The following is a 13,345-nucleotide window of genomic DNA, read 5'->3' on the forward strand; positions in this document are numbered from 1 at the left end:
ATCGGTTTGTGAATTGGGCAAACACACGGTATTCTATATTGATTATATTCAACCAGGATGCCCTACCAAAATGCTTTATTGAGCGATTTAATCGGACGTATCGCACAGAGGTTTAGGGTGTTAGTCCTCTTTAAAACACTAAAACAGGTTAAACAACTAACCGAGGAGTGGTTAACGATTTATAATACGCAAAGACCTCATGATGCACTAAAGGGGCTCACCCCTTTAATGTACAAACAAAAACATTCCGTTTCTACTTTATAGTTGTACTAAAAATGGGATGGGTACAGTCATGCCCATGATGTTGAAAAAAAAACTTTTGGGAGGTGAAAGAAAGTAGTAGGTATCAAATTGTGAATGGTACAAATAAAAATTACATCGCTTAATTAGGAGGGGGGTGATAGCGAGTTTTGATACATGAAATTTTATATATCAATATGAATGATGGTAGACAGGTAAAAGAGTATTGTCTAGTGAATGTAAGTGCAACAGAGAAAGGGCAGTAGCAGGAGCCTGTCTACCATGGTAATAATTAGGAGAAGGATGGAGGGCTGGAATCGTCTACCTGCACGCCCGGTAAGTTGTTAAATTATTTCAGTGATGTGTCATTGTTGATATCCTTTTAACACATCGTGAATTATTATTTTTATCGCTGAAGGACTGGCTGCTGCAGTGTACCAAGCTTCGGCATCCACAAAAATAATATTTTCAGATTTCCATGCCTTTGTATTTTCTAGTAGAGAGTTTTTGATGGAGTTTTTACTTATCACTGATTTTTTTTCCATTACTGCTGTCCTATCAATAATGTAGATAATATCAGGATTCGCTTGATTGATTAACTCACTAGAAATAGGGTAACCATGCAAACTGTTCTGCTGAAGATTGACGGCTGGTTTTACCCCCAAATCCTGAAAGACGAAACCATATCGTGAGTTAATTCCAAAATTACTAAAACTCCCATTATTATGAAGAATAATAAGTGCTGTTTTAGGACTGTTTTGAGTAACCTTTTTTACTTCCTTAATTTCATTATCTAGTTTCTTGATAAGTTCTTTTGCTTGATTTTCCTTTAAAAAAATGCGCCCTAAATCTAGGAAATGTTGTTTTATGATTTCTATTTGATTTTCACTGTTTTTATAGTTTATATCATAACGAAGAACAGGAGAAATTTCTTTGAGTTTTTCGTAGATACTGTCATGTAATGGAGACGATAAAATCAAATCCGGTTTTGCTTTATAAATTTTTTCTATGTTAGGCTGGACAATGGCTCCAATATCTGAAACAGTTTCATTATTTTGATATGTTTTTAGGTAATGTGGAATGAAATCCTTTGGCATAGCAATAAAAGGAACGCCAAGGCTATCTAAAAAATCTACGTCGTTCATATCAAGGACTGCTACCCTTTGAGGATATTTAGAAATGACAGTATTACCCAAATCATGAGTTATACTCACCGATTGGTATGCATGAGTTTGTGCTGTTACATTTTCTCCATCGGTAGAATCTTTGCAGCCAGATAGAATTGCGAGAAATGTTAAAGATATAATCCATATTTTAGATTTCATGGTAAGCCTCAGGTTGTTTAAAATAATTGCAAAAAATTGAGTTGTTTTTCTGAAAAATATCAAAATTAATACAATATAAGTCAGAGAGTGTCGTGTTTTTGATGATTTCTGCTGGAGTACCTTGAGCAAATATAGTTCCCTCTTTCAAAGCCACAATATAGTCGGAATAATTACTAGCAAAATTAATATCGTGGATGACTAAAATGATGGTTTTTTTCTTGGTTGTGCAGAGGTAATGCAGGGCTTGCATTAGTTCTACTGAGTGTTTCATATCTAAATTATTTAGTGGTTCATCAAGTAGTAAATATGGGGTATCTTGTGCTATGGCCATTGCTAAATAAGACATTTGTTTTTGTCCACCACTTAATTCGTATAGAGGTTCGTTAGCAATTTCGTTTAGTTTTAGAAAATCTATAGCTTCTTCTGTTATTTTTTTATCTTGATTATTTAAAAATCCTTTCCCGTAAGGAAACCTACCAAATTCAACTAACTCTCTAACGGTTAGTCGAAACTTATTGTCTAAACTTTGAAGTTGTGTTGCTACCTTCTTTGCATAATCCATAAATGAGATAGACTCAATATCGCTCCCGTTTAATAGTATTTTCCCTGAGCTGGGTCTGATGAGTTTAGCTATCATCATTAATAGTGTTGATTTTCCTGCCCCATTGGGACCAATTAATGATGTGATAGACGTTTGGGGAAAAGAAACAGAAACGTCTTTCAATACAAATTTATTTGCGTATTTTTTTGAAATATTTTGGATTTCAAACATGATTTTTTTTAAACAGTAAAATGAGGAAGAAGTAAGTGCCACATACTAGATTCACAAGAATATTGACAGTTATTTTATAGTTGAAAAAGTGTTCTACTAGTAATTCGGTAATCATAAAAATGAGTATCGTTAATAGCGAGGCTAAAGGTAAAATATGTTTGTGTTTTGCGCTATTTGTCAAGGAATAGGTGAGATTTGAAATAAAAATTCCTATAAAGGCCGTTAATCCTATTAAACTAGTAGATATAGCTGTTAGTATGGCGATGATTACTAACCATAAGTTAAGATAAGAGGAATAATTCACCCCAAGAGACTTTGCATGATATTCACCTAAAACTATAACATCTAAGATTCGCAATGAGTTTTTTATGATAAAAATAGATGCTGTTGCAATTGTCATTGTAATGACTAAGGTTGTAATATCTGCTCTATTGAATGAAGTTTGGATCATGCCTTGCAATACTGAATATTCTCCTGGGTTAATGCTAAGCTGAATGATTTGTGAAGAAGTTATTAGTACGAGGGAAATAATAAATCCAAATAATAAAAAGGTATACATATCGCCTTTACATAGAGGGAAAATGTATTTATGTAGAGCAAGGGCATACACTAGTACTATGATGGTAGAGCTAACAAATATTCCTAAGGAACCCAAGAACGGAATGCTTGCTGTTCCGAAAAGTAAAATTAACAGTGACTGCCATACTAAATAAATAGCTTCATATCCCATAACCGAAGGAACTAGTAGATGGTTATTTGTTATGGTTTGGAATATTATGGATGAATTGGCTATACAAATACCACTGACAATTATTGTTGCTAATCTTAGCATCCTATGAGGTATGATGTAGTTAAAATCCATGTCAGAATCGTAGAACAGAAAAATTATTGCCAGAAATAGGATTCCAGCAATGATGCTTATTCCTAAGAATTTTTTTAACATGTTTTTTTCCATTTTAGAATAAGAGTAATAAAAATAAGCCCTCCTGTAACTCCTGCGATTAACCCTATGGGTATTTCGAGGGGATAAATAATTAATCTACTCAGAATATCACAGAAAATTGTGAAACATGCTCCTCCTAGTGCAATGAGTGGTAAGGTTGCGGATAGATTATCTCCGTATTTTAGAGTGATGATATTTGGAATTACTAGACCTACAAAAGGAATCGAACCTGCTACTACAACGGATATTGATACCATGCAGGAAGCTAGGATTAATCCTAGAATGGTGATAGTTTTGTAACGTAACCCTAAACTAGACGCTAAGTCTTTGCCAAGACGTAGTAACGTAAAATGCCGAGTGAAAAATGCCATAATGATAGTGATAGGGAGTAATAGAAAAATGGCTTCGTATCGGCCTTTAACTACTTTTGAAAAGTCGCCTATTAGCCAATTTTGCATATCTTGTAGCATATTGTTGTGGTATGCATAAAATTCTGCGATAGAGCTGAGAACGCTGCCAAACATAAGCCCAATAATAGGGACAAGAATTGTATTGTTTAAAATAATACGCTGACTGATTATGGTAAAAGTAAAACTAGCAATGAGACAAAAGCATATGGCAAACAGTATTTTAAACGTCATGCTTTCTGTCTGAAGCATAGTCAGAGATACTAAAATACCTAGTTTTGCAGCATCCATTCCCCCTGTTGTGCTTGGTTCGGCGAAACGGTTATGAGTTATATGCTGGAGTACAACTCCAGACATCGCTAGACCTGCTCCACATAATGACAAAGTTATTAATCTGGGTAAGCGACTAGACAACAATATTAACCATAAATTGGACTGCGTATGTTCAAAAAATATTATGTCAGTGGCACCAATAAGAATGGAGGCAATACCAAGAAGAATAAATACTGTCCATAGGGCTAAATGAGGACGTTTCAAATTTACCAAGTTTGACATAAATGATTTTATATTAAATAATAATAATAATGATAATGATATTTATTATCAATTATAGCATTCTAAAATTTAAATAGATTTATATTCAATTATGATCAGTGAAAATACAAACGTAGATGGAATAAATGTGTCCTCATCAGCAGATATTTTAGGAATCATTCTTGATGATTTTAGGAAAGCTCTTTGTGCACCAGAAATGAATGAGGATGACGATTTTTTTGATTTTGGTGGACATTCTCTGCTAGCTACTCGGATACTGGTTTCTCTAAAAAAGAAAAATATTATGGTAAGTTTCAATGACTTTTTCCAATTTCCAACAGCACGTGGCATGGCTAGTGTAGCAAAAACAAAACAAGATATAAGTGAAGAAAAAGTAGTTAGTGATTCAGGTTTGAGTGATTCATCCCCTTTAACGTTTACTCAACAATTTTTATGGGATGCATATGAGGCATTTGATTTTAGTTCTATATACAATCTCCCGTTTGCTATTGAATCTCAGGATGATATAGATGAAGAGGCTTTTGCGTTATCGTTTTGTGACGTAGTAGAAAGACACCCATCGTTAAGGACTATTTTCCATAAAGAGAATGGTAGAGTAGTGCAAACAATTATTCCTATGGAACACTTATCTAGATTTAAATGGTATTGGGGGAGTAATGAAAATAAAGAATTTTCGTTAGATAAAGAATCCACTTATAAATTTGACTTATCCGAAGAGTTGCCTCTAAGAGTTCGTTTTGTCAAATATGATAAGAGAATATTGATTTCACTATTGATACATCATATGGTGATTGATGAATGGTCTCTTAATACATTAATGCAAGATTTAAAACATGCATATTCATCAAGAATAAAGAATCTGTCCGTGAAATGGGATCGCAATCCGAAAACGATGATTGATTTGTGGAAGGAAAAAAATGTCCAAGGACTTAATAAACAACATTTGACGTATTGGGTGGAAATGCTGGATGGAAAAGTAGATAGGTTGAAGCAAACACATCCATTATCTGCAGATTCTATTACATTGACAGCGGCTAATTCTACTGGAATTTTTTGGGATATAAATTCATATAATCAAATTTATAGTTATGCACAAAAAAGAAAAATTTCGATTTTTACTCTTTTTTACTCCATCATTAGTATTGCGTTGATGAAATCTTATGATATGAAAGAGGTTATCATTGGCACATCATCGTCGGGAAGAGATGATGGTCGTTTTTTTGATACAGTGGGGTATTTTACGACCATGATTGCTCATCGTTTATCGCTACGAGAAAATGATAAACTTGATGGTTATATCACTAGGGTGGCAGAATTGATAAATGAGTCATTGGATTTTGCGTCTATTCCTATTGATATAGTGCAGAAAAACCTGAGTAATGATAGTGTAGGATTGATATTTGATGTGTACATTCATATACATGTTAATAATGCATTACATGGTTTTATGGATGAAGCTCAATCAATTTATTACAAACAAATTCCTCCACCTAAAAATATATCTATGTTTGGTATTCACTTTGAACTTATGGATAACATAACGGCATCTAATCAGCATGAATTGAGTTTGATTGTGACTTATCAAAAAATAGATATTCAGATCAAGAAATAAAAATTTTATGTACTAGGGTTGAACAAATATTATCATTTATTCTTCAAGGAAAAGAAGATATTTTGGTTAGTCAACTTTTTTCATAGATGGTAAAAAATGGATATAGAAAATCTTGGGTTTGATAACTACCTAGAAAAAATCTACGCCAATTTGTTTTGTGATGAACTTGATAAAGTTGCAATCATTTGTGATGACAAAAAGATTAGTTATAAAGAATGCGCCCAAAATGTCTATAACATAATGTCCTTTTTGAGTAATCGACCGAATAAACAAGATATTATTATTGTTAAGTTACATAAAAGTCCCGAATTTATTTTTGTGACCTTAGCATGCGCTTTGATGGGGATAATATGGCTTCCTATTGATATGGATTCGCCTGATAGTAGAAAGGAATACTTTGTCCAGAATTGTCGGGGAACTCTTATTGTTAGCGAACAATGTGTTTCTCACTTTGCTGGAGTGGAGAATGTGAACATACATTCCTTATTGCAGGTATCAACAGCAAAAATAGATAATGTTTCCAATAAAATTCCTAGTATGGATAGGTTAGCAGCATATTATCTTTATACATCAGGTAGCACAGGCGTCCCCAAATGTGTAGTACTGAATCGGCAGGCAACATCGAATGTAATTTACGAAACAGTAAAACGCTGGGGGTTGAATAATGAAGATGTATTTATTGCGATTACCCCGTGTCATCATGATATGTCCATTTTTGATATTTTTGCGCCATTTTCTTTGGGAGCCACATTAGTGGTTCCTGCTAAAGAGCAATTCAAAGATGCAGAAGCATGGGCTAATTTAGTTACCATGCATCGTGTTTCCGTATGGGTCAGTGTTCCAGCTATTGTTGAAATGTTATTTATGGTGGCTGGAAAAGAGGATATAAACTCATTGCGAATAATTGCTCAAGGAGGGGATTATATTAATCCATCAATTGTACGTGAATTGCAGAAAACTTTACCTGATTGTCAGTTATATTCTTTAGGAGGACCTACAGAAACCACTATCTGGAGTATTTGGCACAAAATTTGTTTGGACGATCAGCATTGTATTCCATATGGGAAACCATTACAGAATAATGTTTATTATATTCTTGATGATAGGATGCAGAGTTGCCCTCCTTTTAAAGAGGGAACCATGTATATGACTGGCATTAATTTATCTAATGGTTATTTAGTTGATGGAGAGATAAATCATCAAGATTTTGTGGAGCTACATTTAGATAATGATAATCCACCGGAAGTAGCTTTAAAAATGAGTGATAAGGGGTATTTTGATGAAAACGGAACTATTATCTTTTGTGGAAGAGATGTCTGGTATCTTAAGGTAAAAGGGACAAGGATATCTGCGTTGGAGGTGGAAAAAGCGCTGAACAGCTATTATTTAATTGCTACTAGTGTGGTTGTTTGCAGTAGAAATCCATTAACAGGGGGAAGTGATTTAGTGAGTTTTGTAACGCTTAAAAACGAAGAAGAGTTTTCGTATTCTCAGTTACGAAAATATCTCCGAGGGGTTCTTCCTATATCTCATATTCCTAGTAAATTTGTCGTTCTTGATAAGATGCCTCTATCTAGTAATGGAAAAGTAGATAGGGCATCTATTCAGAAAAAGGCGGATGAACTTTATGCTAAGGAGTGGGTAGAGCTTATTTCTTGATTTTGCCTACAAGAGTATACTGGAATGCATCAACGATTGTGATGGAATCTGGCATTTTTTGGACATCAATGTTTTGTGAACTTAGAAATTCCCGAACTTCTTGCAATGTAATAGATTTCTCAGACTGTTGCAGGATGATATTGGCATGAATTCTTTCGCCTAGTAGCTCATCAGGAATGCCGACTACAGAAACGTCTTTTATTTTGATGTGTTTCAGTAGTAGAGTCTCTAGCTCGCTAGGAATAATTTTTTCTCCTGCTCTGTTAATAATTTCTTTGCAACGACCTGTCACTACTATATTTCCTTTTGAATCAATAAATCCTAAATCCCCCGTTCTGTAAAAACCATCAGGGGTGAAAGATTTTTTGTTGATTTCTGGAGCATTGTAATATCCATTGATTGTATACGGGCCTTTGGTGATAATTTCGCCTATATCTCCCTTGGGTTGGGGTTGTAAATTTTCATTTATGATGACTATCTTATCATGTGGAGAAATGGGCCTGCCTTGTGTATTGGTTATGGTTTCGGTATCGTCATCCAGTCTGGTGTAATTTACTAATCCTTCTGCCATTCCATAGACTTGTTGAAGTTTCATATTAGGGAAGTTTTTTGTAAATTTTTCGGCCAAGGTAGGGGATAATTTAGAGCCTCCTACTTGAATGACTCGTAAAGAGCTTAAATTGTAGTATTTTAGTTTTGTGCTATTTGCCCAGAGAGTCACAAGGGAGGGAACTAGAGATACTTGGGTCACATGATGTTGTTGAATTAATTCAAAGCAGGTATCTGGACTACCATCACGTGCAATTACTATTTTCGCTCCTGAATATAGAGCACCTAAAATACCAGGTGAACTCATTGCAAAGTTATGAGAAATAGGAATAGCCACTAGTTGCACGGATGATTTATCTAAGCCAGCTATTTTGGCACTTTCACGAACGGAGTAAAGATATTCATCATGTGTTCTGGGAATTAATTTGGGAATTCCTGTGGTTCCTCCTGAAAGTTGCAGAAATGCAATAGAGGTGGAGTTGTTGCTTACTGGATTTATAGTGTGATTTTGGTTGGTGAGAGTAGTATATATTTCTCCGAGTTGAAAGTTTTTGATGACTCGTAAAGATTCAAGAGCGGCAGGCATGTTTTTTATAATTTCTTCTGCTGTATTGTTCTCATCAGGCAAAGATACTCTAACATATCCTTTTGCTGAAGCTAATTTTGCTATATGATAGATTTCATATGAATTGTGCATATGCATACAAAAAATGGGTTTAGCTCCGGTATAAAATATTCCAAATAAAGCAATAACAAAATCGGCACTGTTTGGAGCTTGTAATAGCACAAAATCATCCTTTTCAATACCTATAGTCTTTAGATACTCCCCAAAATTCACGGATAAGTTAAGTAGTGTTTCGTATGAAATAGTGTAGTTACTATCCACAATGGCGATATGATTTGCATATTTATGGCAGCTTTGTATAAGAAAATCAAAATGAGTTTTTCCTGTCCAGTAGCCTAGGGACTGGTATTGTTTAATTCTGTTTTCATCGAAAGGGATATATAAGTTATTCAAAATATTCACCATAAATGATAATGATTATCATTAATATTATCTGATATAATGTCAATAACTGCAATGAATCAACGGATTTTATGAGTACGACATATAACTTATTTTGTCTTCCTTCTGCAGGTAGCAGTGCATCAATGTACGGTGAGTGGAGGAAAAATACCCCAGAGTGGCTTAAGGTTTTTCCTATTGAATATGCAGGTCATGGGGGTCGCTGCAATGAATCCTTGGCAAGCAGTACTGGAGAGATAATAGATGACATCTTACCGTATATTTTATCTGTGGCGAGGGAAAATATCATCTTATTTGGCCATAGTTTAGGTGCAGCTTTAGCAGTAAGGTTAGCTAAAAAAATGAGAGAAATTGGTATTGAGCAATCGGTAAGATTAATGATATTAAGTGGTAGACCAGCTCCTAGTTGTTTGCAAAGTTCACAAACACATCCTTCTCTTTGGTCTCATGAGGAGCTTGTTAATAGAGCGAAAAGATATGGAGGCATCCCAGAAATTATCTTAAATGAACCGGATATCCTTTCCTTCTTTTTGCATATTTTACAAAATGATTTATGTATAAATGAAGAGTTAATCAAAGAAGATAAAGTAATTTTTAGCTTTCCCATTTGGGGTATGACAGGCGAAGATGATTATGTTGCACCGCATAAATCTGTGCATCAATGGAAAGAATGGACAAATTGTTGGAAAGGAGTATCAATCTTTCCTGGTGGACATTTTTTTCTAAGAGATGAAATGAGTGTTCAGCAAATTATTGAGGGGATTAGCAATATCTTATCTCCACTTGAATAATGGATTAGGAGAATATATGAAAAAAGAGTTAATTACTATTGTTTCAGAAACTCTAGGAATTCCTGAAAATGAAGTGCCTTATGATACAAATTTAATTTCAGTTGGTTTACATTCCTTAGCGTTGATGAGCATCGCAGAGAAACTAACTGAAAAGTATGATCGAAATATCAAGTTTTCTGCGTTAATGGCTAATCCAACGATTGAAGGATGGGAAGCGTTAATAAAGAATTTAATAAATTAATAAAAGCACTCCGGGAGCGTTAAAAATGAGTCATAAGGGGTCTTCTTCCTCAATTTATAGTCAGATTAGATTATTAATTGATCAGGGGGAAATCAGTAGCTTTCAGTGGAAAATTATAGCCATCTGTTTTTGTATTGTGCTACTTGATGGCTTTGATATTGCAATAGTTGCGTATATTGCACCTTTATTAAAAAAAGAGCTGTCATTAGGCTCGCAACATCTTTCGTATTTGTTCATGTCAGGTGTTTTAGGGCTTATGCTTGGTAGCATGATATTTGGATCATTGGCAGACAAATTTGGGCGAAAAAGTGTGCTCCTTATATCAATGTTGTTATACGGAGTAAGTACTTTTCTGTGTGGTTTGGTTGACAATATAGACGCTCTAATATTTTTAAGATTTATTACTGGTCTTGGCTTGGGTGGTGCGATGCCAGTTAGTATAGCATTATGTGCTGAGTATTCTCCTGAAAAGCATAGAATGCTGTTGTGTACACTAGGATGGAGTGGTTTTACAGTAGGTATTGCCGCAGGAGGATTTTTTTCAAATTTTTTACTTGAACAGCTAAATTGGAGTTGGTTATTTTATATAGGAGGAGTCCTCCCTCTGCTTTCTATACTTGTTGTGCTAAAAGAGCTTCCGGAATCTTTGGAATATTTAGTGAGGATAGGGGAGCATAGGAAATTATCAACGGTTTTGAAGAAAATGAATCTTCAAATGAATGATATAGCTCTCTCAACGGAAAATCTGGTTTGGGGCTATATAGAGAAAGTTCCTTCAGTTAGATGTTTATTTACTAGGGATAATATATTACTAACTTTATTATTATGGGTAGCTTTTTTCTTCTCTTTGATGGTTTTTTATTTATTAACCTACTGGATTCCTTTACTATTCGATGAGCGCTATTCTTTAAAAGAGGTAAATATTCTTACTGCTATGATTCCTCTAGGAGGAACTGTAGGTGCTTTTATATTAGCGGTATTCATTGACAGGAAAAAAGCAGCTTTCCTGACACTGGCAATATCATATCTTGCTAGTTTTGGCCTTTTATTGTTTGTGCCTTCGGTAAGTGGTGACTATTATAGCTTGCTCATTTGCTTATTTTTTATTGGTTTTACTATAGCAGGAGCACAAAACGGGCTAAATTTGGTTTCTCCTACTATTTATCAGGCATATGCTAGAGCAACAGGTGTCGGATGGGCAATGTCGAGTGGTAGGTTAGGATCGATTGTTGGATCATATATAGGAGCACTTCTCGCTCAAAATAGTATAGAAACTTTCTTTAATTATCTGTCTATTGGTGGAATAATTTGTTCAATGGCTTTATTCGGTATTTTTCTCTATAGGAAATTAGTAGTTATCTAAAACATACGGAATAATAGATTGGTTGAAAAATATCTTAAACAATATGTTAATGCCCCAGCATATGCAGATATCTGGTACTGTTCATTGAAAAACGATGTTATTGATGAACTGGCTGATGAGTGTATTTCATTTCTGTCAGCTAAAGATTTAAATTCTATTGCTATGTATCGTATACCGTCTTTGGCAAGGCGGATGATTGTGACAAGGGGACTGACAAGGAAAATTCTATCTTTTTACGTAGATGGAATACCGTCTGATAGAATTTGTTTATATACGACAAGTTATGGAAAACCTTATCTGGAACCGTCCTTGAATGTTTATTTTTCTCTTTCTCACTGTTCTAATGTATTGGTTGTGGCAGTAAGTAGAAAATTTGAAGTTGGGATTGATATAGAGAATATTTATGGACAATCTCACCAAAATATTGTTCCGTTTGTTTTATCTGAGAATGAATTGGAAATCTATATAGGAACAGATGATAACCATAAGGAATCTGTATTTCTAACATTTTGGACTAGGAAAGAGGCTTATGTAAAATGCCTAGGGATTGGGCTAACAGATAATCTTAACAGAATAGATACTAGCGACTTTTTATCGAAACAAATAGTTTTTCAGGGAAAATATTTTGAATGTTTCTCTATTGATGTTCCTGAAATGAACTGTATATCTCATTTAGTAATCAATGCAAATTCAACTTAGAAGCGTATGGTAGTCATTTTGTCGTTGGTTGGTAGTGTATCCCGACGCGCTTCAATTTAGGTTAATGTGCGTACACCTCAGAAGAGTTTTCTCAAGGTTATTTAGAAGGGGCGGTCAATGTCCCTGTACAAGTTATCGCAGATGAGATTTATAAGGTGACGGTCGATTTAGAGGCGCCTATCTACGTCTATTGCCGTAGTGGAAATCGCTCTCGTAAGGCAGCGGAGATTCTTCATCAAAAGGGCTATAAGAATATCGTCAATTATGGTGCTTATGAAGAGTTAAAAGCCAAAGGTTATCGCTAAAAGAGCAATAGGCTAAAAAATGTGTGGAAGTCTAGACTTCTTGTACATAAGCACCGTATTTGATGAGTTTTTTATCAGCGCTGAGTAGTGTCAACCCTTCTGAAATACTTTGGGCTAATAAGATACGATCAAAAGGATCTTTGTGGATATCAGCGAGTTGTGCTAAGGTGAGCGTATGCTTCCCAAGGATGGGCAATTCAATATAGCTATTGTCGATGAGACTACGTCTAAAAGCAGTAGCATTAATTGTAGAAGTTCAGACCAAATCTGACAAATGAGTTGCAAAAAAGAGAGTTTCCCGTTTGAATAAGAGGTGCGAATCTTTTAAACAAACAAAAGGAAACTCTCATGTTACATACTACCAATAATGTGATTAAACATAAAGCAGGACTGCTTAATTTAGCAGAGCAATTAAAAAATGTGTCGCAAGCATGCAAAATTATGGGCGTATCGAGGGATACATTTTATCGCTATAAAGAATTGGTTGAAGAAGGCGGTATAGAGGCACTCATTGATCGTAATAGACGGTGCCTAACCTTAAAAATAGAGTGGACGAAGCCACTGAGTTAGCGGTGATAGAGATGGCGATTCATTATCCTGCCTATGGTCAACTAAGAATTAGCAATGAGTTGCGTAAACAGGGAATATTTGTATCACCTAGTGGTGTTCGTTCCGTTTGGTTGCGGCACAACTTGGAGAACTTTACCAAACGTCTAAACGCCTTAGAGGCGAAAGTACAGCAAGAAGGAATTATTCTGAATGAGCAACAAATACAAGCTCTTGAACGCAAGAAAGATGAAGAGCAAGCCATGGGTGAGATTGAAACCGCGCATCCTGGCTATTTGGGTTCACACTGA

The 13,345-nt window shown here is 35.0% G+C and carries 13 protein-coding genes and 2 pseudogenes; 9 read left to right on the forward strand and 6 right to left on the reverse strand.

Annotated elements, in window-relative coordinates:
- The first annotated feature begins 57 nt into the window (after window positions 1–57).
- Complete coding sequence (locus tag V757_RS29955; RefSeq protein ID WP_081710671.1) at window positions 58–264, forward strand: integrase core domain-containing protein; 207 nt, start codon at window positions 58–60, stop codon at window positions 262–264.
- Between the two features lie 341 nt (window positions 265–605).
- On the opposite strand, the gene V757_RS21590 is transcribed toward V757_RS29955, so the two are convergent.
- Genes V757_RS21590 through V757_RS21605 form a run of 4 tightly spaced genes read right to left on the reverse strand, consistent with a single transcriptional unit; the run spans window position 606 to window position 4,224 of the window.
- On the reverse strand, window positions 606–1,565 hold the full coding sequence (locus V757_RS21590) for a siderophore ABC transporter substrate-binding protein (protein ID WP_023951030.1): 960 nt from the start codon (window positions 1,563–1,565) through the stop codon (window positions 606–608).
- A complete protein-coding gene (locus V757_RS21595; protein ID WP_023951032.1) occupies window positions 1,555–2,337 on the reverse strand; it encodes an iron ABC transporter ATP-binding protein in 783 nt (260 codons plus the stop codon). Before V757_RS21595 ends, V757_RS21590 begins: the two co-directional genes overlap by 11 nt.
- Window positions 2,330–3,280: an iron chelate uptake ABC transporter family permease subunit gene (locus V757_RS21600; protein WP_031274561.1), complete on the reverse strand. Its 951-nt coding sequence runs from the start codon at window positions 3,278–3,280 to the stop codon at window positions 2,330–2,332. Before V757_RS21600 ends, V757_RS21595 begins: the two co-directional genes overlap by 8 nt.
- The gene (locus V757_RS21605) at window positions 3,274–4,224 is read right to left on the reverse strand and encodes an ABC transporter permease (RefSeq protein ID WP_023951036.1); all 951 of its coding nucleotides are present in this window, start codon (window positions 4,222–4,224) and stop codon (window positions 3,274–3,276) included. Before V757_RS21605 ends, V757_RS21600 begins: the two co-directional genes overlap by 7 nt.
- Window positions 4,225–4,369: 145 nt before the next feature.
- Between V757_RS21605 and V757_RS21610 the strand changes: the two genes are divergently transcribed.
- Window positions 4,370–5,854, forward strand: a complete 1,485-nt coding sequence (locus V757_RS21610; RefSeq protein ID WP_052019326.1) for a condensation domain-containing protein — start codon at window positions 4,370–4,372, stop codon at window positions 5,852–5,854.
- A gap of 96 nt (window positions 5,855–5,950) precedes the next feature.
- A complete protein-coding gene (locus tag V757_RS21615) occupies window positions 5,951–7,513 on the forward strand; it encodes an AMP-binding protein (protein ID WP_023951038.1) in 1,563 nt (520 codons plus the stop codon).
- Here V757_RS21615 and V757_RS21620 read toward each other — a convergent pair.
- Entirely contained in the window at window positions 7,503–9,080 is a 1,578-nt protein-coding gene (locus V757_RS21620; RefSeq protein WP_023951040.1) for a (2,3-dihydroxybenzoyl)adenylate synthase, read from the reverse strand. The two genes, V757_RS21615 and V757_RS21620, sit on opposite strands and share 11 nt — an antisense overlap.
- A gap of 80 nt (window positions 9,081–9,160) precedes the next feature.
- Here V757_RS21620 and V757_RS21625 point away from each other — a divergent pair, with 80 nt between their 5' ends.
- The 5 genes and pseudogenes from V757_RS21625 to V757_RS28005 all read left to right on the forward strand — a co-directional run.
- Window positions 9,161–9,880 (forward strand): thioesterase II family protein, encoded by a 720-nt coding sequence (locus tag V757_RS21625; protein ID WP_081710673.1) that lies wholly within the window; start codon window positions 9,161–9,163, stop codon window positions 9,878–9,880.
- 16 nt (window positions 9,881–9,896) lie between these two features.
- Window positions 9,897–10,121, forward strand: a complete 225-nt coding sequence (locus tag V757_RS21630; RefSeq protein ID WP_023951044.1) for an acyl carrier protein — start codon at window positions 9,897–9,899, stop codon at window positions 10,119–10,121.
- Window positions 10,122–10,146: 25 nt separating this feature from the next.
- Window positions 10,147–11,484: an MFS transporter gene (locus V757_RS21635; protein ID WP_023951046.1), complete on the forward strand. Its 1,338-nt coding sequence runs from the start codon at window positions 10,147–10,149 to the stop codon at window positions 11,482–11,484.
- Between the two features lie 18 nt (window positions 11,485–11,502).
- Window positions 11,503–12,183 (forward strand): 4'-phosphopantetheinyl transferase family protein, encoded by a 681-nt coding sequence (locus tag V757_RS21640; protein ID WP_023951048.1) that lies wholly within the window; start codon window positions 11,503–11,505, stop codon window positions 12,181–12,183.
- Window positions 12,184–12,269: 86 nt separating this feature from the next.
- Window positions 12,270–12,488: pseudogene (locus V757_RS28005) on the forward strand (rhodanese-like domain-containing protein); the annotation flags it as partial.
- A 31-nt stretch (window positions 12,489–12,519) separates the two neighbouring features.
- Here the strand turns inward: V757_RS28005 and V757_RS28010 are convergent.
- Window positions 12,520–12,735 carry a PIN domain-containing protein gene (locus tag V757_RS28010; protein ID WP_342664081.1) on the reverse strand — a complete coding sequence of 72 codons (216 nt, stop codon included), beginning with the start codon at window positions 12,733–12,735 and terminating at the stop codon, window positions 12,520–12,522.
- A gap of 101 nt (window positions 12,736–12,836) precedes the next feature.
- Between V757_RS28010 and V757_RS28015 the strand changes: the two are divergent.
- Window positions 12,837–13,339, forward strand: a pseudogene (locus V757_RS28015) (helix-turn-helix domain-containing protein); the annotation flags it as partial.
- Between the last annotated feature and the right edge of the window lie 6 nt (window positions 13,340–13,345).

The organism is Pelistega indica (genome assembly GCF_000506865.1).
GTDB classification, from domain to species: domain Bacteria; phylum Pseudomonadota; class Gammaproteobacteria; order Burkholderiales; family Burkholderiaceae_B; genus Taylorella; species Taylorella indica.